Source organism: Desulfobotulus mexicanus, assembly GCF_006175995.1.
Taxonomy (GTDB): domain Bacteria; phylum Desulfobacterota; class Desulfobacteria; order Desulfobacterales; family ASO4-4; genus Desulfobotulus; species Desulfobotulus mexicanus.
On the sequence record NZ_VDMB01000001.1, the window covers coordinates 422,092 to 446,651 of the forward strand.

A 24,560-nucleotide genomic window follows, 5' to 3' on the forward strand; every position below is an offset into this window, starting at 1 on the left:
GAAAATTCTTGTAAGGCAAAGGGGTGTTAAGATCTGGAACCTTGCCGCAGGCAGGTCGTGGGAATGCTCCGGCTGATATCATGTCTTGCCGCCTGGGCTGCTTCAATATTGGCATAAAGGGCCGTGTACTAGTTTCTTTCATTTATAAACTGAATGATTTCAAGGATTGTGGAGGTTTTTCCCGTCTGCCTTGGGGCATGGAGAATAAAGTAGCGTTTGGTGTGGATAAGATCCTGTATATTTTCCCAGTCGATGCGTGTGAGGGGAGGAATGCAGTAATGATCTTCTTTGATCATGGGACCTGCTGTGCTGAAGAATTTATGCATGGAGCCTCTCCATTTTTGTTTTCTTTGTTTGCCTGCCATTATTCATGGAATTGCTGGTTTTTCCACGGTGAAATTTTTGATGTTGCGCTCTTTTTCAGAAAACTCCACGGCAATGAGATAGATGCAGGTACCCTCTTTGGCGTATTTGCGGTGGTACTGTTTTTTATGGAGCTGCTCCATGGCAGAGCCTTTGGTGCTGTTTTCTATCACCTTGAATTCAAAAATATACACGGTATCTTTGTAAAAAACACTCATGTCCATGCGTCCATGACTTGTGGCATCTTCTGCCTTCACATCAAATCCTGATGCTGCAAAGTAACAGTAGAAAATGCTGGCATAGTATCCTTCATAGCCAGCCAGCTGGTTTTTTCTGTACCAGTCGTGGGGGATGGATGCAAAAAAGCTCTGGAACAGATCCTTCATGGCCTCTGGATTTTCCTGTTCAAAACAGGTGTAGAGGCTGCTGCGGATGATTTCTTTTTTTCGGTAGTCCTGAACCAGATAGTTTAAAAAATAATTGGTGAGGCTGTATTTGACCTCAAGGTTGGGGTATCCCATCCTGAAGCGGATCATGCCTTCTCCGGGCATTTTTTCCTTGATGGTGAGATATCCCGTTTGAAAGAGCAGGTTTTCCACATAGATCATGTCCACATCAAGGGAGCCGATGAGCTCTCTTCCCAGCACGATGTCTTCCATGGAAGGAACAAAATACTGCTGCTTTCCCATGAGCTGAATGAGGAAGGTGGGCGTTGCGGTTTCAAACCAGTAGGGCTGAAATTCCTTTTTGTCGAAAAAAAGCAGCACATCAAAGGGGTTGTACACCTTTTCTCCCAGCCAGGCATAGCCGTTGTACCAGGCCCTGAACTTTTCTCTGTTTACAGAAATCATCTGATCTTGGAATACCTCTTCCACCTCATCATGGGTGTAGCCACATATATGGCTGTATCGGGCATCCAGGGTGATATCATTGAGGTTATTCAGCCCACTGAAAAGGGAAACCTTGGAAAATTTGCTGACTCCTGTAATGAAAACAAACTTTAAGTGGGCGTCTGCATCCTTGAAAACAGAGTATAGGTTTTTGAGTTCTTCCCGGATTTTTACGGCAAGCTCTTTGTTTTCAATGCAGTCCAGGATGGGTTTGTCGTATTCATCCACCAGCACCACAACCGGCTGCTGTGTAGTTTTGTGAAGCTTTTCAATCAGGTCAAGGAATTTGCCTCTAAGGCTTGGCGCTTCTGGCAGGGAAACGCCATTGTCCCGGCAGTTTCTTACAAGAATTTCTTCCTGAGCTTCCTTGAGTTCTTCTAATGACCTGAAAACACCGGAGCCGAAGCTGATGCGGATGACGGGATATGAAGTGTTCCAGTCCCAGTTGTTTTCAAGGAAAAGCCCTTTAAAATATTCTTTTTTCCCTAGGAAGGCCTGCCTGAGGGTGTCCAGAAAAAGACTTTTGCCAAAGCGTCTGGGTCTTGAAAGAAAATAATAACCGCCCCCCTGAAGGCAAAGTTCCTTCACAAATGAGCTTTTGTCCACGTAGTAGTATTCTCCGGGATTTTCTCTGATTTTTTCAAAGCTCTGGATGCCAATGGGGAGTTTTTTCATGGGATAGCCCTTTATTTCAATTCTTAATGCTCAATTATTTTAGTATCTCCAGATTTTAATCTGCTGATTTTCAAGACTGGCCGTTTTATGCCATATCTTTTAATCTCGCGGAACTTCAGGGCTTCGGTTGAAAATCACGAGGTGCATTTCTTCTGATCCGACTAATTGGCAGTAATTATCTTCTTTGATCATGGGGCCTGCTGTGTTGAAGAATTTCTGCATGGAGCCTCTCCTGTTTTGTTGTTTGCCTGCTCAGGCCGGGTGATGTGATTGCCTCCCATTGTTCATGGAATTGCTGGTTTTTCCACGGTGAAATTTTTGATGTTGCGCTCTTTTTCAGAAAACTCCACGGCAATGAGATAGATGCAGGTGCCCTCTTTGGTGTATTTGCGGTGGTACTGTTTTTTATGGAGCTGTTCCATGGCAGTGCCTTTGGTGCTGTTTTCTATCACCTTGAATTCAAAAATATACACGGTATCTTTGTAAAAAACACTCATGTCCATGCGTCCATGACTTGTGGCATCTTCTGCCTTCACATCAAATCCTGATGCGGCAAAGTAGCAGTAGAAAATGCTGGCATAGTATCCTTCATAGCCAGCCAGCTGGTTTTTTCTGTACCAGTCGTGGGGGATGGATGCAAAAAAGCTCTGGAACAGATCCTTCATGGTTTCTGGCTTTTCCTGTTCAAAACAGGTGTAGAGGCTGCTGCGGATGATTTCTTTTTTTCGGTAGTCCTGAACCAGATAGTTTAAAAAATAATTGGTGAGGCTGTATTTGACCTCAAGGTTGGGGTATCCCATCCTGAAGCGGATCATGCCTTCTCCGGGCATTTTTTCCTTGATGGTGAGATATCCCGTCTGAAAGAGCAGGTTTTCCACATAGATCATGTCCACATCAAGGGAGCCGATGAGCTCTCTTCCCAGCACGATGTCTTCCATGGAAGGAACAAAATACTGCTGCTTTCCCATGAGCTGAATGAGGAAGGTGGGGGTTGCCGTTTCAAACCAGTAGGGCTGAAACTCCTTTTTGTCGAAAAAAAGGAGCACATCAAAGGGGTTGTACACCTTTTCCCCCAGCCAGGCATAGCCGTTGTACCAGGCCCTGAATTTTTCTCTGTTTACAGAAATCATCTGATCTTGGAATACCTCTTCCACTTCATCATGGGTGTAGCCGCATATATGGCTGTGCCGGGCATCCAGGGTGATATCATTGAGGTTATTCAGTCCGCTGAAAAGGGAAACCTTGGAGAATTTGCTGACTCCTGTAATGAAAACAAACTTTAAGTGGGCGTCCGCATCCTTGAAAACAGAGTATAGGTTTTTGAGTTCTTCCCGGATTTTTATGGCAAGTTCTTTGTTTTCAATGCAGTCCAGGATGGGTTTGTCGTATTCATCCACCAGAATGACCACATTCAGGCCGGTTTTTCGGGTAATTTTGACAATTGCTTCCATGAGGCGGTCGTTGACGGCTGTTTTTTCATATTCGATTTGAAATTCATTTTTGATATCCATGAGAATGGAATCGATTTTTGTTCTTAGTTCTTCTAATGATCTAAAAACACCGGAGCCGAAGCTGATGCGGATGACGGGATAAGAAATGTTCCAGTCCCATTTGTTTTCAAGGAAAAGTCCTTTAAAGTATTCTTTTTTTCCAAGGAAGGCCTGCCTGAGGGTGTCCAGAAAAAGACTTTTGCCAAAGCGTCTGGGTCTTGAAAGGAAATAGTATTTTCCAGTATCCATTAGTTTTTTTATGAAAAAGGTTTTGTCCACATAGTAATGGGGTTCCGAACGTATGGCTTCAAAGCTCTGGATACCAATGGGAAGTTTTTTCATGGGATAGCCCTTTTTTCAATTATCAGTTTTCCGGCTTTTTCAGCATCCAGCTGGTCCAGGTGTGTGGCCCGTGACTGGAACAGTCTTTCCCCTGCCTTGCGGTAGCGTTCCATATCAATGGTAAGGCTTATAATTTTTCTGGCTTTTTTATCCTTACGGGTGATTTTCCTTGCCAGGGCAGGCCTTTTGTATCTTCCCGGTTGATGCGCAAAAGGGGAGGAATGCAGTAATGATCATTTTTGATCATGGGGCCTGCGGTGTTGAAGAATTTCTGTTTAATACCTCTCCTTATTTATATAAAAAAAACTACTCCACGCCTATGGGCATTGGTGGAACCCTGTCTCCGCCAAGGATATAACCGCCGTCAAGGCGCAGGATGCTGCCGGTCATGAAGGGGGCATCCATAACAAGAAAGCGGACAGCCCGGACCACGTCTTCCAGCAGGCCTGTGCGGGCCAGAAGGGTGTGGTCTGTGAGGGCTTTCTGCTGTTCCGGGCTTAGTAGTCCCCATCCTCTGGTTTTGGGTCCGTGGCGGGTTTCCACAAGGCCAAGCATAAGCTCATTGACCCGTACCTCAGGCGCTCCCATTCTGGCCCAGGTTTCCGTGAGGATGGAGATTCCCCGGTTTGCCGCAGCATAGCCCTCATTGAATAGCAGGCCTGCCGGTCCCGAACGTCCAGTGAGGGCTGCAATGGAAGAGATGTTGATCAGGCAGCCTTCTCCGGAAGCTTTGAGCAGGGGAAGGGCCGCTTCTGCCAGCCACTGCTTGGCCCGAAGGGTGGTTTCCTGTTCCAGATCCCACTGCTTTTCTGTGTATTTTCCATGTACTACTGGCATACCGCCCCGCTCGATATTGTTGATGAGAATATCCAGTCGGCCGAAGTGGGAATGAATTTCCTGTATGAGACCAGTAATGGCACCAGTACTGCGCAGGTCAATGTTAAAAATCCGAAAAGGAGTGCCGATCCTGGCAAAGTCCGCCTCCATCTCATGGAAGTTTTCGGGCCAGTCAAAGCGGGTCAGAGCCAGGGAAGCTCCCCGGGTGGCAAGATCCAGGGCAATGGCTTTGCCGATCCCCCGTACCGAGCCGGGAACAAGGGCAACTTTTCCTTTCAGGTTCATGGATTTAGCCTTTCAGGGAGGTGGTAAGGGTATTTTATAAAAATTGAAGTACCATATATACCCGTCTGTGGTGAAGTATTGGTTTTCGGGTAGATTTAGTCCCGGAAGTGGTATTAAAGAGCTGTGCCAAAGAGGCGGTGGCGGACCCAGTCCATGGCTAGCAGCAGGAGTTCTTCCTCGCTGTTTTCTGCGCCAGTCAGCCGCTGATGCGGGAAAATTCCCTGCAGCTCTCCGCTTTCATAGACTGCCTTGCGGAAGTCATCGAGGTTGTAGCAGCCCAGTATGAAAATATGTCTCTGCTCCGGCTGGAGAGCACCGGGCATCAGCCGGTTTTTCAGGCTGATCAGGGGCATCATGGCATCATTCATTCTGTCATAGATTTCCATTTCCTGGCTTGCAATCCATTCTTTGAGTGTATTGTTTTTTTTGGATTCAAAGCCTTTGCACACAGGGTCAGGAATACGGGCATAGTGGGCCTGAAGGCTTCCTGTTGCCCTGTCACGCACCAGCCCCCGTGCAAGGGGGAATATTCTGCAGGCTGCCGGGCGGTCTTCGTATACGCAGCAGCCATTTTCCCCAAGAAAGGGGCAGGCATGTTGATTGGACTCGTCCAGCTTGAGGGAAACAACCGGAAGGCCGCTGCTTTCTCCGTCATGGATGGTGCAGTAGCTTGCAAGGAAATCAGACGTCTTTATATTGAGATTTTTTTTGAGGCGGAGAATGTCATATGGATAGAGAAACTGGCTTATGTCACGGCAGCACTGGTTGAAGCAGGGCTGTCCTGCGTGGCAGTCAAAACACAGGAGCTGGTCAGGAGCGATGGGCTGCAGGCTGCCGCTGGAGTTTTCATTCATTTTAAAAGCCTTATGGTTATGTTTAATAAAAAGTAAAATTCAAACAATCTTTGTACGACGCTTAAACCTGTTTCGCCAAGACAAAAAAAATATCGCAAAACTAATCAGGGAGATGTCAGGGCTGTGGTCAGATTTTCCGGCAGTATTCTTTGACCGCTCGTTTGCTATGGGAACAATGTTTCTTTTGTTGCTGGCTGACTCCTGTATATTGTTTCACCTTATTGTCTATGTTGCACATATTGTGTTTTTCTGCATATTTTTTTGTCTTTTAAGGGGATGAGGAAACCCTCATGGAGAATTTGCTTGACAAATCTACTTTACAGGTGTTAACTTCGCAATTCAATTGGTCTTGATGTATCTTATTGATATAAAAGCAAAAAGTATTTTGAGTCTTATTTTTACAGTACTTTGCAGGGAATATGATTGCTTTCCGGTTTTTTATCGGAAATGGTGTTCTTTATGATGTGTGCTGATGTTCTGCTCATTGATGGTCAGGGATGATAGTCGGATTTTTTTCCGTATATTCCTCCCGGATTGTTTCTGGGCTGCATAGGGTATAATAAAGGTTTTTGGTCTCCGGTATGGTATGTGTGCCGGCCGGATTGTTTATCGTTAGGAGTTTGGTTCAACGTACAACTTAGGGAGGTATTGTAAATGCCAAGCTTTGTAATCGCAGAAAAATGTGACGGATGCAAAGGCGGAGAGAAAACTGCTTGCATGTACATCTGCCCCAATGACCTTATGGTGCTGGATCCCAACGCCATGAAGGCCTACAACCAGGAGCCGGATGCATGCTGGGAGTGTTTCTCCTGTATCAAAATTTGCCCGAACCAGGCCATTGGCGTTCGCGGCTATTCTGACTTCGTTCCCATGGGTTCCGATCTTGTCCCCATGATGGGTACCGAAGACATTATGTGGACCTGTAAGTTCCGGAACGGCGTTGTGAAGCGCTTCAAGTTCCCCATCCGGACTACTGCTGAAGGTACTGCCAATGCATACGAAGGTGCCAAGGGCAAGGATCTTGATTCTGAATTCCTGTTCACGGAAGAGGAAACCGGATTCAAGCAGGCTGCTCCAGAAGCACCTCCTGTATGGAAATCCTGATCTGAAAAAGACTGGGGTTATCGTATTTAAACATCATTCCTTAACTAGAATCGTTTAGGGAGGCTATACAATGGCATTGCCGAATCAGCCCGCGGGCGAACTGAAATGCGTTGAAAATCCTGAGATCATCGAGAAAGAAGTTGATATCCTTCTCGTTGGTGGTGGCATGGCTAACTGCGGTGCTGCTTTTGAAATTAAAAAATGGGCCGATGATAACACCAGTATTCTTCTGGTGGACAAGGCGGCTCTGGAGCGCTCCGGTGCCGTTGCACAGGGTCTTTCCGCCATCAATACCTATATTGGTGATAATAAGGTTGATGACTATGTGCGCATGGTCCGTAACGACCTTATGGGTATTGTTCGTGAAGACCTTATCTTCAACCTGGGCCGCCACGTGGATGACTCCGTTCATCTGTTCGAGGAGTGGGGTCTGCCCATCTGGAAAAAAGATGCCGAAAACAAGAACCTTGATGGTAAAAAAGGTCTTAAAATCGGTCTTCTGAAGGATGGTGCCAAGCCCGTACGTACCGGTAAATGGCAGATCATGATCAACGGTGAGTCCTATAAGCGCATCGTTGCTGAAGCTGCTAAAAAAGCCCTTGGCGAAGAAAACATTCTTGAGCGCGTATTCATCGTTGAACTGCTCCGTGACAAGAATGATCCCACTCGCATTGCCGGTGCCGTTGGTTTCTCCACCCGTGAGAACAAGGTATACTACATCAAGTGCAACACCATGCTGGTTGCCTGTGGTGGCGCTGTAAACATCTATCAGCCCCGCTCCGTAGGTGAAGGTAAAGGACGTGCATGGTATCCCGTATGGAATGCCGGCTCCACCTATACCATGGCTCTTCGTGCCGGTGCTGAGCTTTCCATGATGGAAAACCGCTTCACGCCTGCCCGTTTCAAGGACGGTTACGGTCCTGTTGGTGCATGGTTCCTTCTGTTCAAAGCCCATCTTGAAAACTCTCTTGGTGAAAACTATGCAGCTTCCCAGGATGCCAAGGACGAGCTGGCCAAGTACGCTCCTTACGGTACTGCGCCCATTACTCCTACCTGTCTGCGTAACCACCTTCTGATGAACGAAGTGAGGAACGGTCGTGGTCCCATCATGATGGTTACCTCCAAGGCTCTTCAGAAGCTTGGTGAAACCATGGACAAGAAGGAACTCAAGCATCTGGAAGCAGAAGCATGGGAAGACTTCCTGGATATGACCTGTGGTCAGGCTAACCTGTGGTGCGCCACCAACACCGAACCTGAGAAAAAAGATTCTGAAATTCTGCCCACAGAACCCTACCTTCTTGGTTCCCACTCCGGCTGCTGCGGTATCTGGGTTTCTGGTCCCAACGAAGACTGGGTTCCCGAAGATTACAAGTGGGGCGACAATGGTGTTATCTACAACCAGATGACCACCGTTAAAGGTCTCTTTACCGCTGCCGATGGCATTGGCTGCTCCGGTCACAAGTTCTCTTCCGGTTCCCATGCTGAAGGCCGTATTGCTGCCAAGATGATGGTAAAATGGGTTAAGAACCATGCTGATTATAAGCCTGAGCCAGAAATGACACCTCAGGAAGCAGCAGATCTTGTATGGAAGCCCGTTAAAACCTGGTTTGCACACAAAGATTATTCCACAGACAAAGACGTCAACCCCAAATTCTGCAAGCCTGCGGGTATGACCATGCGTCTGATGAAAGCCACCAACGAGTATGGTGGTGGTGTTGGATCTTACTACTGCCTCAATCAGTCTTCTCTTGAGACCCTGATGGAACTCTTCCAGATGATGCACGAAGACTGTGAGCATCTGGCGGCTGGTGACCTTCACGAACTGATGCGCTGCTGGGAAATCTTCCACCGTATTTATACGGTAGAAGCCCATACACGCCACATCATGTTCCGTAAGGAAACCCGTTTCCCCGGCTTCTACTACAGAACAGACTTCATGGGTCAGGACGATGAGAACTGGTTCTGCTTTGTTAACTCCACGTACAATAAAGAAACCAAAGAGTGGAGCATGAAGAAAGTTCCTTATCACCGCATCATCCCGATGTAATCACGTTTTATCTGTGATGTAGTCGGATAGTACTTGCCTCCTGGTCTCCGGAATCCCGGGGCCAGGAGGTTTTTGTTAACATCCCCTTTATAAGGGTTTTGTGGTTTTTTCGGGTATGTGCCCAATTATCCGAGGGCTTCAGGCATAAAAATGAAGCCTTGGGATATGTGGGCACTGAGCATGGCAGGCAGCCTGTTCGCCCGTGCCACTGTTAGAGATTATTTCTGGGATCGAATAAATCACGGAGGGAAAGCATGACGTTGGAACAATCAGCCCCTGCTGGCAGCATTTTGGTAGTCGGGGGGGGGATCAGCGGTCTTACCACGGCCCTCGAAGCCGCCGAAGTCGGCTATGACGTGTACATTGTGGAAAAAACAGCTTCACTGGGCGGACGTGTAGCTCAGCTGAATCAGTATTTTCCGAAACTCTGTCCACCGACCTGTGGCCTTGAAATCAATTACAAAAGAATTCGTGACAATGCCCGTATCAAGGTTCTGACCCTTGCTGAGGTGGAAAGCGTAACCGGTACGCCCGGTGCTTATTCCGTTCAGGTCAAGGTGAACCCCCGCTATGTCAATGAAAACTGTACCTGCTGTGGAGAATGCGGCACAGCCTGCGCATCGGAAATTGATAATGCCTTTGATTTTGGCATGTCCAAAACCAAGGGAGCTTATCTTCCCCATGGTATGGCTTTTCCCCAGCGCTATGTAATAGCGCCGGAAATCATCGGAACCGATGATGCAGCCAAGGCGGCGGAAGCCTGTAAGTATGGTGCCGTGGACCTTGCCATGCAGCCGAAAACCCTGAACCTGATGGTAGGTTCCGTTGTATGGGCCACGGGCTGGCAGCCCTATGATGCTGCAAAAATTGATAATCTCGGTTTTGGCCGTTACCCCGACATCATCACAAACATGATGCTGGAGCGCATGGCGTCTAAAAACGGTCCTACGGAAGGCAAGATTGTCCGTCCTTCCGACGGAAAGGCTCCCGAGACAGTTGCCTTTGTTCAGTGTGCAGGCTCAAGGGATGAAAATCACCTGTCCTACTGCTCTTATATCTGCTGCATGGCTTCCCTCAAGCATGCCACCTATCTCCGCAGCCAGTATCCCGATGCGGAAGTCTACATCTATTATATTGATCTGCGGGCTCCCGGCTATCGTTATGAGAAGTTTTACAAGATGCTAAAAGATGATCCCAAGGTCTTTTTCATCAAGGGCAAGGTAGCGGAAGTGGCTGAAGAGGACGGCAAAATTCTTGTCACCGCTGAGAATGCCGTGACCGGTGAGAAAAGCAGCCGCGCTGTGGATATGGCCGTACTTGCCACGGGCATGGAGCCCAGTCTGGCGGGTGCGAAACCCAAGGCGGATCTGGTATTCACCGAAGATGGCTTCATTGTGAATGATTATACCAGGGGTGGTCAGTTCGCCTGTGGCTGTGCCAACAAGCCGGCGGACGTGGTCTCCAGCAACCAGAATGCAACGGGTATGGCGCTCAAGGCGATTCAAACCCTGGTGAAGCGGTAGGAGGGAGACATCATGCAGAAGAAATATGGCGTATACATCTGTACCGGATGCGGTATCGGTGAAATGCTGAATGTGGAAAAACTTGAGGCTGTTGCCGCAGAAAAACGCTTTGACTGTAAAAATCATCCCTGCCTCTGTGGCGAGGAAGGTCTGAAGCTGATCAAGGCGGATATTGCTGAAGGTACTAATGCTCTGGCCATTGCCGCCTGCTCCCGCAGGGTCAATTTTGATATTTTCAAGTTTGACGGTTGTGTGGTGGATAGGGTGAATCTCCGTGAAGGGGTTGTCTGGAGCCATAAGCGGGAAGAATTCCCCGGGCCTGTCACAGACGATGAAAAGGCCGATGAGTATTTTCTGGACCGTATTCAGCAGATGGCGGATGACTACATCCGTATGGGAATGGCCCGCATAGAAAAGATTGCCATTCCTGAGCCCTATCAGCTGGAAAACTTCTCCAAGAAGATTCTGGTCATAGGTGGTGGTGTAACAGGCATGGGTGCTGCCCTGGATGCGGCTGCTGCCGGTTACGAAGTGACCATTGTGGAAAAAGATGATGTGCTGGGTGGTTATGCGGCAAAAATGCGTAAGCAGATGCCCGTACAGATGCCCTTTGAGTCTCTGATTCCGCCCGTTGCAAGTGATCAGATCAAGGCCGTGGAAGCATCTTCTAAAATTGATGTGAAAACGGGAACCGTAGTTGCCCGTATTGCGGGTCAGCCCGGTGATTTCACCGTGACCTTTAAAAAGCCCGGTGAAAAAATTGAATTTGACGTGCCTCTGGCCGTTCCCGAAGCCCAGCGTTACGATGAAAACGGCAAGGCCCTGGATGTGGATCAGATCCGTGAGATTTATGTAAAAATCAATGAGGGTCGTGCCGATGTTCTGCAGTTTGATCCCAATGGCACCAAGTACGGAGCCGTTATTCTTGCTGCGGGCTGGCGTCCTGCGGAACTGGATGCCGATGCCTTTGCACATCTGGGAGTGGGTAATGCAGATGTCATCACCAACCATCAGTTTGAAATGATGGCCAAAGAAGGCAAGGTGGTTCGTCCTTCAGACGGGCGTCCTGCCAAGAATGTGGTCTTTGTCCAGAGTCCCGGTAAGGATGGGGATGATACTGACTTTGATTACTGCGGTTCCGTCACCTCCATGGTGGCCCTTAAGCAGGCCAAATATGTCCGGGAAGACTATGCCGATGGTAAGGCCTATGTGATCTACCAGCACATGCGCACCCCCGGTCTTCAGGAGAATTTCTATAAATCCATGCAGCAGGATCCCGGCGTCTTTATGACCAAGGGAGAAGTGACTGCTGTGGAAAGTGCTGCCGATGGCCTTGTGGTCACAGCCGCCAATACCCTTCTGGGTGAAGAAATTCAGATAAAAGCCGACCTTGTGGTGCTTGCCGCTGGTATGGTTCCTGCTACCAAAGATGATCCTGTTGTTAACCTTGCCTATCGTCAGGGTCCCGGTTTCCGGGAAATTAAATCCTTTGACGGATATGCTGACTCCAACTTCATCTGCTTTCCCTATGAAACCCAGCGTACCGGTGTGTATGCCGCAGGTGCCATCAGGAGAAGCCAGACCATTGAAGAGTCTATGGAAGATGCAACGGGTGCTGCCCTCAAGGCCATCCAGTGCGTGGAGTCTTCCAACCGCGGTATGGCAGTCCACCCCCGTTCCGGCGACATGACCTTCCCGGACTTTTTCTTCCAGCGCTGTACCCAGTGCAAGCGTTGTACGGAAGAGTGTCCCTTTGGTGCCCTGGATGATGATGAGCGCGGTACGCCCAAGCCCAATCCCACCCGTTGCCGCCGCTGTGGTACCTGTATGGGTGCCTGCCCTGAACGCATCATCGGTTTTGCAGACTACTCCATTGATTCCGTTGGTTCCATGGTAAAAAGTGTCTGGGTTCCTTCGGATATGGACTTTGATGAGCCTCCCATGCGTATTCTGGGTTTTGTCTGTGAAAATGACGCATATCCGGCTCTGGATATGGCTGCTATGAATCGCCTTTCCTATCATGCGGATGTGCGTATTATTCCGGTACGCTGCCTGGGTTCCGTCAACGTCATCTGGATTAAAGATGCCCTTTCCCAGGGTATGGACGGCGTATTCATGATGGGATGCAAACATGGTGACGACTATCAGTGTCACTTTATCAAGGGTTCCGAGCTGATGGATGTGCGTTCAAGCAAGATGGGGGATACCCTCACAAGTCTTGGTCTTGAAGATGAGCGCATTGCCCAGTTCGAGATTGCCATTGATGAGTATGACAAGGCACCGGAGCTGATAAACAAGTTTGTGGCAAGAGTTGAAGAAATGGGTCCGAACCCCTTCAAGGGCTTCTGATACATTTAACCCAAATTGCCCAATCTTAATTCTGAGGAGGTAGGTCGATGACACAGAAATATATGGTAGAGCCGGATTTAGGCTTTATCAACGAGGTGGTGGGCCTCGGCGGGGATACCCTGAAAAAGTGCTTTCAGTGTGCCACCTGTTCCGTAGCCTGTCCCATATCCCCGGAGGAAAAGCCTTTTCCCAGAAAGGAAATGATAGCTGCTTCCTGGGGCTTGAAGGATAAACTGGTTGGCAGTTCTGATATCTGGCTTTGCCACCAGTGCGGAGATTGCAGCACCATGTGCCCGAGGGGCGCTGCACCCGGTGATGTGCTGGGAGCTATCCGTTCCTATGCCATTAGCGAGTATGCCCAGCCTAAGTTCATTGGAAAGATGGTGAATGACCGTAGCAAGCTTGGTATTCTGACGGCTGTTCCCGCTGCTATTTTTGCTTTCTTTGCTTTCCTGACGGTATTTGGTCATGGGTTTTTTGCAAAGATCTTTGGCGGAGAAATGTGGTATCATACCCATGATGGTCTTCCCGTTCCGGGCATTGCTGCTTCCAACTTTATCTCCAGCTGGTTTGTGGATATTGTTTTTGTTCCTCTTGCTCTGGCTGTTGTGATTGTTTTTGGTCTGGGTTTAAAACGCTTTGTGGCGGACATGCACGCCAATGCCATCCTTGAAGGAAAAACCAGAAGGACGGATCTGGACTGGGTGGAATATGCAAAGTCCATCTGGCAGATACTGCCCACCATCGGCAAGCACAGGAAGTTTTCCGAGTGCGGTGAGAACCGTGAGCGGGCAACGGCCCATATGATGGTGCTTTTCTCCTTCATTGGCCTTGCCATTGTAACGGGTCTTGTTTTCATCGGTGTTTACTTTCTGCATCAGGCAACGCCCTACAGCCAGCTTAACCCCATCAAGTGGGTGGCTAATGTTTCCGGTGTGGCCCTGATCATTGGTATTGCACTGATGATGAAAAACCGTCTGGCCAGAAAGGATCAGAAATCCGCCTATAAAGACTGGTATATTCTGGGCGTGATAATGGTTGTTGCCGTGACGGGGATGTTTACCCAGATGTTCCGTCTGGGGGGCGTGGCTTTCCTGAGCTATCTTTCCTATTACATCCACCTCATTGCCATTTTTCATCTCTTTGCCTATCTTCCCTTTTCCAAGATGGCCCATCTGGTTTACCGGACGGCTGCCATGGGATATCAGGCATACAGCGGACGGAAGTAAATGTATAAATTACCACTTTTGTTAAAAAAGTGGTTCAGGTATTAAAAAAGCGGTGGTCCGGCATGGTTCGGACCGCCGCTTTTCTGTACGGAAACCCTGTTGGGTTCATGTTTTTTTCTCCGCTGATGCTGACATGTCACCGGGCAGGTCTGGGGTTCATGTGGCTTTAACAAAACATCTGTCCATTGCATGGCTTTGAAATTCTGTGGCTTTTTGGGTCTTATTAAAATGAAGGATTGACCCCATCTCCGGGATGGCGTATAGATACCCGGTGTTTTTTATGTGAAATCCAGCCTTTTGGGATGGGAAAATGGACGATGATCATGTAAGAAAATATCGATCAAAACAGAGCTTTTCCGGTATGGCCCGTCTTTTTTCAAAGGATGAGGTCAAGGTTTTTTTCAAGAAGTTTGTTTATCTGGTCATGTTTATTGAGGTGGCTATTTTTATAGCTTGCTGGATGTTTCAGCTGGGGCTTCTGGGGGAAGGGCGGCAGGAGCATGGAACCCAGCCCTTTCCATGGAAAACCTATCTTCTTTTTGCTTTTCTTGCCCCCCTTGCCATGACCTTTCTTTTGGGTATTGTGGTAAGTGCTTTTAATCTTTTTCTTTTCGGTGAGGAATCCCTGAAGTCAAAGTCGGCTTCCGGGGAAAGCCCCGGATGGTTGCACACCCTTTTGCAGATCCCTTTTCTTTTTATGATGCTTTTTCTGGGGCTTGCGGCAGGGGCGCTGTATCGTATGGATGAGATTCTGTTTTTTCTGGATCATGCGGGTACTGCCTTTCTGGATGTATTCAGGGTGGTGGGTATCCTCCTTGTGATTTGTGGCACTGCAGCCGGGATTCTGTGGATGATTCTTGGCTACAGGCTTAAAATAAAGGCATTGGAATACCAGTATAAGGCCGAGGTATTGCAATGTCTGCCGTTCGCAGAAGATGATGCGGCGGGTGCTGTTCTGTTACCCAGGAATTTTTCGGAGCCATCCGCTGTGGCACCGCCGGCCCCAGGGAGGCAGCCGAAAGAGGGTTTGAAGGAAAAACGGACAGTAGTAAGTGAAGTTAAAAAGGTCTTGAATGCATTATAATATGAAGGAGATACACCCATGACGTATGCTGTGGTTGCAACGGGCGGCAAGCAGTACAAGGTAGTTGAAGGGGAAACCCTCAGGGTTGAGAAAATTGCCGGAGAGGTTGGTACCGAAGTCGTGCTGGATTCTGTTCTGCTTGCCAGGATTGAGGATGCACTGAAAATCGGTCAGCCCATCCTTGAAGGTGCAGCGGTTCACGCCACCATCGTGGAGCAGGATAAAGCCAAAAAAGTGCTGGTTTTCAAGTATAAGCGGAGAAAGCGTTACCGCAGGATGCAGGGGCATCGTCAGCCCTATACCTCACTGCGTATTAACCGCATTGAAGCCTGATCAAAAATTTTGCGTGAATCTCTTTGAAGATGATAAGGAGCATGTCAGATGGCACATAAGAAGGCAGCCGGATCTACCCGGAACGGTCGTGACAGTAATGCTCAGCGCAGGGGCGTAAAACGCTTTGGCGGTGAGCTTGTGAAGGCGGGAAACATTATCGTCCGTCAGGTTGGAACAAAAGTTTATCCTGGTGAGAACGTGGGTATGGGCAAAGATTACACCTTGTTTGCCAAGGCAGACGGAAGGGTGACCTTTGAACGCTACGGTCGTGACCGGAAGAAAGTCAGCGTATACCAAGCGTGAAATTTGTAGATGAAGCAGAAATTACCGTTGAATCCGGCCACGGCGGTCGTGGCTGTGTGAGTTTTCGCAGGGAGAAGTTTATTCCCAAGGGAGGCCCCGATGGCGGGGACGGGGGAGACGGTGGTGATGTGATTCTGAAAGCGTCCGATGCTAAACGGACGCTTTACCGTTTCCGCCACAGGGAACACCATGCTGCGGAACGGGGACGGCCCGGAGAAGGGTCCAACTGTTCCGGCCGCAGGGGGCAGGATCTGGTCCTTGAGGTGCCCACGGGTACCGTGGTCTGGAACAATGAAACCGGTGAGCGGATCTGTGATCTGGACACCCATGACGGGACCTTCCTTCTTGCCAGAGGTGGCAGGGGCGGTAAGGGAAACCGTCACTTCATGACATCAACCCATCAGGCTCCCCGCTTTGCCCAGCCAGGCACGGAAGGGGAATACCTTTTTCTGCGCCTTGAGCTGAAACTTATAGCTGATGTTGGAATCATAGGATTTCCCAATGCAGGTAAAAGCACTCTGATCAGGGCCATTTCCGCAGCAAAACCCAAGGTGGCGGACTATCCCTTTACTACCCTTGTGCCCAATCTCGGCGTTGTGAATCCCCCTTGGGGAGAGCCCTTTGTGGTGGCTGATATTCCGGGACTCATAGAAGGTGCCCATGAGGGTGTGGGGTTGGGGCATCGTTTTCTGCGTCATGTGGAGAGAACCCGTATACTTGTCCATGTGATTGATGCCATGGAGATGGATGAGGAAAATCCTCTGCATGCTTTTGAAACCATAAATCGTGAGCTGAAGCTTTACAGTGAAAAGCTTGCCGAAAAGCCGCAGCTTGTGGTGCTCAATAAAATGGATATACCGGAGGCCCGGGAAAAGGCTCTTCGTTTCAAAGACCTTTTTTCTCCATACAGGGTTGTGGGGATTTCTGCAGCCACAGGTAAAAATCTGGATACCTTTCTTGAGCTTCTGACCCGAGAGATTAACAGCGAAGATGACGGATAGATCCCAATGCTTTGCAAAGGCCAGGCGGGTTGTGGTCAAGGTGGGCAGTAATGTCCTGACCGCTTCCCGTGGTTTGAATGTTGAAGTTTTACGCTCCATCAGTCAGCAGATCCATGGGCTGATGCAAGGGGGGCGTGAAGTGATTCTCGTTTCTTCCGGTGCCATGGCTGCAGGGATGCGGCGTCTGGAGCTTACCTCAAGGCCCGTTGAAATTCCAAAGCGCCAGGCCACTGCAGCCGTAGGTCAGGCAGGCCTCATCATGGAGTATGAGCAGGTTTTTGAAACCTTTGGCAAATCCGTGGCTCAGGTGCTGCTGACCCAGGAAGATCTTTCCAACCGCAGGCGTTTCCTCAACGCCAGAAATACCCTAAATACCCTCATCGACTGGGGTGTTCTTCCCATCATTAATGAAAACGATACTGTTGCCGTTGAAGAGATCAAGTTCGGGGATAACGACAATCTTTCCGCAATGATTACCCTGCTTATGGATGCGGATATCCTGATCAACTTAACGGATATGGATGGGCTTTTCACCAAGGATCCCAGAACCAGCAGCGATGCCGAACTCATTCCCGAAGTCAGATCCATTACGAAAAAAATTGAAGCGCTGGCAGGTGATATTCCCGGTGCCCTGGGTACAGGCGGTATGGGAAGTAAGCTCCGGGCTGCCAAAAAAACCATGGTGGCGGGTATTCCCATGGTGATTGCAAGGGGAACCCGGCCTGAGGTTCTTACGGATCTTTTTAAGGGTAAAGATCTGGGTACCTTTTTTGTTCCAGGAACTGTAAAACTTCGGAGCAGAAAGTGCTGGATCGCCTTTAATCTCAAGCCCAAGGGAAACCTTGTGCTGGATAGTGGTGCTTCTGATGCCGTACTCAGGCGTGGGAAAAGTCTGCTGCCAGGTGGCATTGTGGGAGTTGAGGGTGAGTTTTCCATGGGAGCTCCCGTACGCCTGATGGATACGGAGGGGGATGTGATCGGAGTAGGGCTCTGCAATTATGCCTCCGCCGATGTCAGAAAAATCATGGGCCTGAAAACGGCACAGATCCGTGGGGCGTTGGGATACAAACCCTATGACGAGGTGGTGCACCGGGATAATCTGGCCATTACATCCGATGAAAAATAACCCTGAAGTATTCTATGGGTGAAGGATATATTAATGGAAAAAATCATTCAGGATATGGCGCTGAAAGCCAGAAAAGCGTCCAGAAAAACAGCAGCAGCCGGTACAGCTGTAAAAAACCGGGCCTTAGAACTACTTGCTGAACATCTTGCTTCAGGCAGGGATGCTATTCAGAAGGAAAATCTCAAAGATGTGGAGGCTGCCAGAGCACGGGGGCTTTCTGTAGCCATGGTGGACCGGCTGACCCTTTCGGACAAGGTCATGGATGCCATGATTCAGGGTGTCCGGGAAGTGGCGCAGCTGCCTGACCCCGTAGGAACCATGGGAGATGTCCGTTTGCGGCCCAGTGGCATACAGGTGGGGAAAATGCGTATTCCCCTGGGTGTCATTGCCATGATCTATGAATCCCGGCCCAATGTGACCGTGGATGCTGCAGCCCTCTGCCTGAAAGCCGGTAATGCCGTTATTCTCAGGGGTGGTTCCGAGGCTTTTCATTCCAATATGGCCCTTGCAAAAACGGTGCAGGCAGCCCTTGAAGGGGCAGGTCTTCCTGCCGAGGCGGTTCAGGTGCTTCCCATGACGGACAGGGAGGCTCTGCCTTTTCTGTTGCAGCAGGAAGAATCCATAGACCTTGTCATTCCCCGTGGTGGTGAGGGTTTGATCCGTTTTGTGACGGAAAACTCCAGAATCCCGGTTTTAAAACATTATAAAGGGGTTTGCCATATATACGTGGATGTGGATGCGGATATGGAAAAGGCACTGGCCATTATATTGAACGCCAAGTGTCAGCGGCCCGGTGTATGCAATGCCCTTGAGACTCTTCTTGTGCATGAAAAGATAGCGGACTCCTTTCTGCCTATGGTAGCTGAGGCCCTTGAAGGAGCAGGTGTTCTTCTGCGGGGCTGCCCGAGAACCTGTACTTTGGTAAAAAATACAGAGCCTGCGACGGAAGGGGACTGGCCAGCGGAATATCTGGATCTGATCCTTGCCGTGAAGGTGGTGGATTCTCTGGATGATGCCATGGATCATATAAGTCTTTATAATTCAGGTCACACGGAAAGCATTATCACAGAAAACTGGAGCCGGGCCTGGCGCTTTATCCGGGAGGTGGATGCTTCGGCTGTAATGGTAAACGCTTCCACCCGATTTAATGATGGTGGGGAGCTGGGGCTGGGCGCTGAAATCGGTATTTCAACATCCAAGCTCCATGCCTATGGTCCCATGGGACTTGTGGAGCTGACCACGGAAAAATTTGTGGTATTCGGAGACGGGCAGGTCCGTGCCTGATGCCTGCAGTACGGGAGAAGACAGCCATATTCGGCGGAACCTTTAACCCGATCCATATGGGACATATTCGTATTGCCCATGAGGTTATGGAAAAAGGGGGGCTGGATCGGGTGCTTTTTGTGCCTGCTGGGGTTCCTCCATGGAAGTTCTCTAATAAGGATCTGGCCTCCGCTGAGGATCGTCTCCATATGGTTTCTCTGGCCCTTGAAGGGGAGCCTGGTCTGAAGGTAACGGATCTGGAGCTTTGCCGCAAAGGCCCTTCCTATACCCTGGATACGGTCAGAATACTTCAGCAGGAAAATCCGGAGCAGGATTTCTGCTTTCTTCTGGGTATGGATGCCATGGCAGGCATTCGGAGCTGGCATGGCTGGGAAGAACTTCTTTCTCTGATTTCATTCTGGGTCATGACAAGGCCCGATACCCCGCCGGGTATTCTGGAAAGGATTTTGCCGGAATATAGCTGCGAGGAAAACCGTTTTTTTTGTTCCGGCCGACCGGAGATCCGCAGGATTTCCGTCAGCCCTTTTACGGTGAGCGCAACGGAGATCCGTCTGAGGATTTCTGAAGGGCTACCCGTCACCGGTTTGGTTCCGGACAGGGTTGATGCCTATATCCGAAACCGAGGATTGTATGCCCATGTATGAAGATAGTGAAAAAAGTCTGATTCCTTTTCTTGAAGCGGCCTGTGCCCGTAAAGCCGAAAATATAGTCGCCATGGATCTGGGAAACCTTGTCTCCTATGCCGATACCTTTCTTGTGATGAGCGTGAATTCCACGCGCCAGGCAAGGGCCGTGGCAGATCACATGAGACGAAAGCTCAAAGAGGTTCATATCAAGCCTCTGGGCATAGATGGGGTGGAAGAGGGTCAATGGGTGCTCATGGATTATGGAGATGTTGTGATTCATATTTTCCATGAGCCTGTGCGTTCTTTTTATGATCTGGAAGGTCTCTGGGCAGATGCCCCCCGCTTTGCCGAAGAACTCATTGCCAGCATGGCGGAAAAAGCACTGGAGACTCCGGATCCCGAGGCAGAGCAGGAAGTCTTCTGGGAATGGGAAGATGATGAGGCTCCTGCCTTGGATGATGAAGGGGAAGAGGATGCCTGAGGTTAGGCCTTGTCTTCTTATGATCCTTGATGGATGGGGTGTTGCGGATGCGGGTCCGGGTAATGCCGTACGGTCTTCCTGCACACCTGTGCTGGAAAGCCTCATGGGAGAGTTTCCGGTCACCACCCTTGCCTGCAGCGGGCCTGATGTGGGGCTGCCCGAAGGCATTATGGGCAATTCCGAAGTGGGGCATCTGAACCTTGGAGCCGGGCGTATTGTTTATCAGGATCTCCTTCGCATCGACAGATCCATAGAGGATCAGACTTTTTATGGGAATCCTGTGCTGACGGGTGCCATGGATGCGGCCAGAGACAGAGGTGCCACCTGTCATTTCATGGGACTGCTTTCCGATGGGGGTGTGCATTCCAGAATCTCCCATCTCAAAGCCCTGATTTCCATGGCAGGAAAAAGGGGGCTGTCTAAGATTGCCCTGCATCCCATCCTTGATGGCAGAGATACTCCTCCCATGGCAGGATCTGCTTATCTTAAAGATCTGATGGATTTCATAGCACCCATGCCGCAGGTTTTTGTTTCCACCCTCTGTGGGCGTTTTTATGCCATGGACAGGGATACCCGCTGGGAGCGTACCAGCCGTGCCTTTGACCTTTATACCCAGGGCGAGGGCAGTCTCAGACAGGACGCTGTTGCCGCCGTGGAAGGGGCCTATGCCTCAGGGGTGACGGATGAGTTTCTGGAGCCTGTGAAAATAGGTAAAGTACAGGAGGGGCTGATCCGCAATGGAGATCTTGTGGTTTTTTTCAATTTCCGTGCAGACCGTGCCCGCCAGATCACCCGTGCCTTCAGTGACAGAGACCTTGATACCTTTACCCGTAAAAGCATGCCTGAAGTGGACTGGGTCTGCATGACCCGTTACGATGCCTCCTTTGATCTCAAGGTTGCCTTTGGTCCCCAGGTTTTGACCGATCTTCTGGGTGAGGTGGTCAGTGCGGCAGATTTTTCTCAGCTGCGCATTGCTGAAACGGAAAAATATGCCCATGTCACCTATTTTTTCAATGGTGGGGAAGAAAGGGCCTTTCCCGGAGAGGAAAGGGTACTGGTTCCTTCGCCACGGGATGTGGAAACCTATGATGAAAAGCCTGAGATGAGTGCCGATCTTGTGGCGGATACTTTTCTGGAAAAATTTTATTCCGGCAGTTATGCCCTGATGGTTCTGAATTTTGCCAACATGGATATGGTGGGTCATACGGGAAAGATGGATGCCGCATGCAGGGCCTGTGAGGCAGTGGACCGGAATGTGGGCCGCATTGTGGAGATCATGCGTCAAAATAATGTCCCTGTGGTTATAACTGCGGATCACGGCAATGCCGAGCAGATGCAGGATGCTGAGGGAAAGGTGCATACTGCCCATACATGTAATCCCGTTCCCCTGCTGCTGGTGGATGAGAAGCTGAAAAACTGCCGACTGCTTCCGGGGCGTCTCGGGGATGTGGCACCTACGGTGCTGGAGATCATGGGACTTGGGATTCCCGCTGCCATGACAGGGACAAGCCGCATAGGAAAGCCGGAGACGCTTGCAGGCAGGTGATAGAAGGAGAGCACCATGGACACCCTTTGTGATTATGTAACAGGAAGAGAAGTTCCCAATGTGGGCGCTGAGGAAAACAGGCAGTTTGTGGAAAAGTATCTGGTGAATACCAAGGGATATCCCAAAGGATCTATAGCCGTTGATTATCCCCTTGCACTGGATCTTGATGGTGAAGTCTATGAAACGGAGCTGGATCTTGTTCTGTCCGTGGATGGGCTTCCCCTTGCAGTGATCAAATGTGCTGCTGCTTCTCTGGATTCCAGGGTGCGTGAGGCAGTGGCTGCGGCCCGCATCATGTGTTCTTCCCATCAGATCCCCTTTGCAGCGGTTTCCGATGGTGTTACAGCCCTGGTGCATGATGGCATATCAGGTAAAAAAATTGGCGAAGGTCTTTCTTTTCTCCCCTCCTTTGATGAGCTTGTTGCATGGAAAAATTCAAATACCCTTACACCTCTTCCCGAAGACAGGAAGCTGCGTCAGGGTCTTGTGTTCCGTACCTATGATTCCCTGAATGTGAATGTGCAGCGTCATACAGGCTGAGGATATGGAAATCTGAAAATATATACGTTCAAAAATAAAGGGCCGTTTCCCTTATGGAATGCGGCCCTTCATATTTTTTATTAGCTTTTGTTCTTAAAATTCCGAAACTCTTATACTACAGGGTCAACGTCCTTGCCGCAGTGCTTGCAGGTGTTGGCCCTTCTTTTGATGATTTCCATGCAGAAGGGGCATTCCCTTGTAAAGCAGCGTTTGTGTATTTTTTCTATGGCTTCCTGAATGGCTTCTTTCATTTTTTCGTTGTAGGGAGATATGTTTCGCATGGGCTCAATGACTTCGTCGGTGTCACAGATATCCCCCAGCATTTCAACGGCTTTAAACCGTACCCTAACAGGCTCATTGTGGTCCGAAAGCATGGATACAATTTTAATGATATCCTGATTCACATAGCAGTCTGCCAGAATGGAAAAACCTGTTTTTATGGCTTCTTTAAGCTGTTCCTGCTCATCCAGGGAGTTTTGTGTGATAAGTCCTTCGGTACCGCCCTCTCTGCCGAAAACGGTCATTAGTTCAAAACGGTCCTCAAAGGGATAGCGCAGGCAGCGGTAGGAGGATTTATGGCCAAAATTTGCTTCAATTTCTCCCCAGCCTTCGGTAAATGCAGGGCAGAGGTCATTAAAACATACATAGACATAGGGAGATCCCCACCCAAGGCCGTCACTGAAGGTGTAGGGAGGCACTTCCCATATGTTCATTTCTTTTCCGCAGTGGGGGCAGAGGGGTTTGGCCTGTTCCATCATCTGCGCTAGAAATTCTTCTCTGGTTTCCATGAATATCCTTCTTTCTTGCTGGTTTTGATGGTTTGAATATACCACCATAAAATATGCTCCATAATAGGACGCATTTTTTATCTGTCAATTGAATACACCATATGAACTCTCCCGTCAGGATTCGTGTCCGTGCAGGGTGGTCAGGTGTGAAAGACATTGCTGCTGCAAAAATCAAGATACTGTGATGTCTGTTTCTTGACGCTCGTCGGGAAAACGACGCTCTGGCATGATTCTGAAAGCCATTTTTTATTTGTGATGGCCTTTAATTCAAGGTTTTTTAATATGGCATTTCATTTGCATGTGTGAATTTCCAAGTTTGATTTATTTACAGCTGCAAGACTAAGGAGGCCATATGAAAATCCATCCCGTTTCCCAGATGACAGTAAAAAACAGCATGAAGGCCTTAGGGCGGATGCTGGGGTGGGTTCAGAATAAGGACTATCGTCTTTTGAATGAGCATCTGCTGGCCATGCAGGAAAAAGAGGATCTGGACGGTCTGCTGGCCGAAGTTTCTCACTGCCTGTCAGAGATGCTTAATTATCGTCTCTTTGCCTTTGTGATACGGGATGAAACCGGTGTGGATGTATGGATTGATCCTACCATGTTCCGGGATGCCTTTTCCCGTATTGTGACCGAAGATCTCGGACTTGATCCCGGGATGAATATCCGCTTTATGGGTAATATTGAAGAAGCCGTGGAGCAGAGGTCCATTTCCAGAGATGATATGGAAGTCCGGAGTTTTAAAGAATCCAGTTTCACGGCCCACCTTTATCTTGCTACGGGACGCAGAATGCTTTCTCACCACAATGATATTCTGGAAAGTCTTCTTGCAGGGCTGAGGGTATCTTTGATCAATCATGTCCGTATTCGAAGTCTGCAGGGAGCAGTTTCTGAAGATGCCTTGACAGGATGCTATAATCGCAGGGAATTTGATCGTCAGCTGGAGCGCCATCTGGCCGCAGTGAAGCGTCATGGGAAGGATTTTGCTCTGGTTTTTTTTGATCTCGATCATTTCAAGGCTGTGAATGACACCTACGGACACCTGGCAGGGGATGCCGTATTAAGAAACGTTGCCATGGAGGTTCGCCGGAAAATCCGCACAGGAGATCTGCTCTGCCGTTATGGTGGAGAAGAGTTTGCCCTTCTTCTTCCCGAGACCGATGGAGAAAAGGCTGCTGATCTGGCAGAACGTCTCCGCATTGCCATTGAAGGGCTTCAGGTTGATGCAGGGGATGGCCTTAAGTTACAGGTTACGGCCAGCTTTGGCGTGGCTGAGGCGGATGCGGCAATGGGCAGTGACAATTTGGTGGCAGAGGCTGACACCATTTTATACCGTGCCAAGAATCAGGGCCGCAACTGTGTTGCATTTTAGGTTTTCAGGCAGACCGGGCCTGTGATCTGGGTGTGGATATAGCGCAGATTTTCAGGCTATAATGATCTTGCCTGTGAATAGAATTGCT

General features: G+C 49.3%; 22 protein-coding genes. 16 read left to right on the forward strand and 6 right to left on the reverse strand.

The genetic code is table 11. The annotated features are described in order from the left end of the window. Nucleotides 1–128: 128 nt before the first annotated feature. The 5 genes from FIM25_RS01805 to FIM25_RS01825 all read right to left on the reverse strand — a co-directional run bounded on the left by FIM25_RS01805 (nt 129) and on the right by FIM25_RS01825 (nt 5,736). Nucleotides 129–326: a hypothetical protein gene (locus FIM25_RS01805; protein ID WP_139445590.1), complete on the reverse strand. Its 198-nt coding sequence runs from the start codon at nt 324–326 to the stop codon at nt 129–131. Between the two features lie 42 nt (nt 327–368). Then, on the reverse strand, nt 369–1,928 hold the full coding sequence (locus tag FIM25_RS01810) for an ATP-binding protein (protein ID WP_139445592.1): 1,560 nt from the start codon (nt 1,926–1,928) through the stop codon (nt 369–371). 284 nt (nt 1,929–2,212) lie between these two features. Further along, nucleotides 2,213–3,760, reverse strand: coding sequence for an ATP-binding protein (locus FIM25_RS01815; protein ID WP_139445594.1), 1,548 nt, complete (start codon nt 3,758–3,760; stop codon nt 2,213–2,215). A gap of 306 nt (nt 3,761–4,066) precedes the next feature. Further along, a complete protein-coding gene (locus tag FIM25_RS01820) occupies nt 4,067–4,882 on the reverse strand; it encodes an SDR family NAD(P)-dependent oxidoreductase (RefSeq protein WP_139445597.1) in 816 nt (271 codons plus the stop codon). A 113-nt stretch (nt 4,883–4,995) separates the two neighbouring features. Beyond that, on the reverse strand, nt 4,996–5,736 hold the full coding sequence (locus FIM25_RS01825; protein ID WP_139445600.1) for a YkgJ family cysteine cluster protein: 741 nt from the start codon (nt 5,734–5,736) through the stop codon (nt 4,996–4,998). Between the two features lie 654 nt (nt 5,737–6,390). On the opposite strand from FIM25_RS01825, the gene aprB reads away from it, so the two are divergent. From aprB to FIM25_RS01900, 15 genes are all read left to right on the forward strand, one after another. Further along, nucleotides 6,391–6,840 carry an adenylyl-sulfate reductase subunit beta gene (gene aprB / locus FIM25_RS01830; protein WP_139445604.1) on the forward strand — a complete coding sequence of 150 codons (450 nt, stop codon included), beginning with the start codon at nt 6,391–6,393 and terminating at the stop codon, nt 6,838–6,840. A gap of 70 nt (nt 6,841–6,910) precedes the next feature. Then, nucleotides 6,911–8,887, forward strand: coding sequence for an adenylyl-sulfate reductase subunit alpha (gene aprA / locus FIM25_RS01835; RefSeq protein WP_139445607.1), 1,977 nt, complete (start codon nt 6,911–6,913; stop codon nt 8,885–8,887). Between the two features lie 254 nt (nt 8,888–9,141). Beyond that, nucleotides 9,142–10,410: a CoB--CoM heterodisulfide reductase iron-sulfur subunit A family protein gene (locus FIM25_RS01840; RefSeq protein ID WP_139445610.1), complete on the forward strand. Its 1,269-nt coding sequence runs from the start codon at nt 9,142–9,144 to the stop codon at nt 10,408–10,410. A gap of 12 nt (nt 10,411–10,422) precedes the next feature. Further along, nucleotides 10,423–12,759, forward strand: coding sequence for an FAD-dependent oxidoreductase (locus FIM25_RS01845; protein ID WP_139445613.1), 2,337 nt, complete (start codon nt 10,423–10,425; stop codon nt 12,757–12,759). A 47-nt stretch (nt 12,760–12,806) separates the two neighbouring features. Then, complete coding sequence (qmoC, locus tag FIM25_RS01850) at nt 12,807–13,988, forward strand: quinone-interacting membrane-bound oxidoreductase complex subunit QmoC (protein WP_139445616.1); 1,182 nt, start codon at nt 12,807–12,809, stop codon at nt 13,986–13,988. A 310-nt stretch (nt 13,989–14,298) separates the two neighbouring features. Then, nucleotides 14,299–15,072 carry a hypothetical protein gene (locus tag FIM25_RS01855; RefSeq protein ID WP_139445619.1) on the forward strand — a complete coding sequence of 258 codons (774 nt, stop codon included), beginning with the start codon at nt 14,299–14,301 and terminating at the stop codon, nt 15,070–15,072. An 18-nt stretch (nt 15,073–15,090) separates the two neighbouring features. Further along, a complete protein-coding gene (rplU, locus tag FIM25_RS01860) occupies nt 15,091–15,405 on the forward strand; it encodes a 50S ribosomal protein L21 (protein ID WP_139445621.1) in 315 nt (104 codons plus the stop codon). 48 nt (nt 15,406–15,453) lie between these two features. Next, a complete protein-coding gene (rpmA, locus tag FIM25_RS01865; protein ID WP_139445624.1) occupies nt 15,454–15,708 on the forward strand; it encodes a 50S ribosomal protein L27 in 255 nt (84 codons plus the stop codon). Beyond that, a complete protein-coding gene (gene obgE / locus FIM25_RS01870) occupies nt 15,705–16,709 on the forward strand; it encodes a GTPase ObgE (RefSeq protein ID WP_139445627.1) in 1,005 nt (334 codons plus the stop codon). Before rpmA ends, obgE begins: the two co-directional genes overlap by 4 nt. Continuing rightward, entirely contained in the window at nt 16,699–17,835 is a 1,137-nt protein-coding gene (gene proB, locus FIM25_RS01875; protein ID WP_139445631.1) for a glutamate 5-kinase, read from the forward strand. The genes obgE and proB overlap by 11 nt, the downstream gene beginning before the upstream one ends. Nucleotides 17,836–17,862: 27 nt before the next feature. Continuing rightward, a complete protein-coding gene (locus FIM25_RS01880; RefSeq protein ID WP_139445736.1) occupies nt 17,863–19,119 on the forward strand; it encodes a glutamate-5-semialdehyde dehydrogenase in 1,257 nt (418 codons plus the stop codon). Next, nucleotides 19,119–19,763: a nicotinate-nucleotide adenylyltransferase gene (gene nadD / locus FIM25_RS01885; protein ID WP_139445635.1), complete on the forward strand. Its 645-nt coding sequence runs from the start codon at nt 19,119–19,121 to the stop codon at nt 19,761–19,763. Before FIM25_RS01880 ends, nadD begins: the two co-directional genes overlap by 1 nt. Further along, on the forward strand, nt 19,756–20,226 hold the full coding sequence (gene rsfS, locus FIM25_RS01890; protein ID WP_139445638.1) for a ribosome silencing factor: 471 nt from the start codon (nt 19,756–19,758) through the stop codon (nt 20,224–20,226). The genes nadD and rsfS overlap by 8 nt, the downstream gene beginning before the upstream one ends. Continuing rightward, entirely contained in the window at nt 20,219–21,772 is a 1,554-nt protein-coding gene (gpmI, locus tag FIM25_RS01895) for a 2,3-bisphosphoglycerate-independent phosphoglycerate mutase (protein WP_139445640.1), read from the forward strand. Before rsfS ends, gpmI begins: the two co-directional genes overlap by 8 nt. 15 nt (nt 21,773–21,787) lie before the next feature. Then, on the forward strand, nt 21,788–22,312 hold the full coding sequence (locus FIM25_RS01900; RefSeq protein ID WP_139445644.1) for a type I restriction enzyme HsdR N-terminal domain-containing protein: 525 nt from the start codon (nt 21,788–21,790) through the stop codon (nt 22,310–22,312). A 110-nt stretch (nt 22,313–22,422) separates the two neighbouring features. Here the strand turns inward: FIM25_RS01900 and FIM25_RS01905 are convergent, their stop codons facing one another. After that, nucleotides 22,423–23,100 carry a zinc ribbon domain-containing protein gene (locus FIM25_RS01905; protein WP_246051959.1) on the reverse strand — a complete coding sequence of 226 codons (678 nt, stop codon included), beginning with the start codon at nt 23,098–23,100 and terminating at the stop codon, nt 22,423–22,425. 352 nt (nt 23,101–23,452) lie between these two features. On the opposite strand from FIM25_RS01905, the gene FIM25_RS01910 reads away from it, so the two are divergent. Beyond that, the gene (locus tag FIM25_RS01910) at nt 23,453–24,472 is read left to right on the forward strand and encodes a GGDEF domain-containing protein (RefSeq protein ID WP_139445647.1); all 1,020 of its coding nucleotides are present in this window, start codon (nt 23,453–23,455) and stop codon (nt 24,470–24,472) included. Nucleotides 24,473–24,560 lie beyond the last annotated feature (88 nt).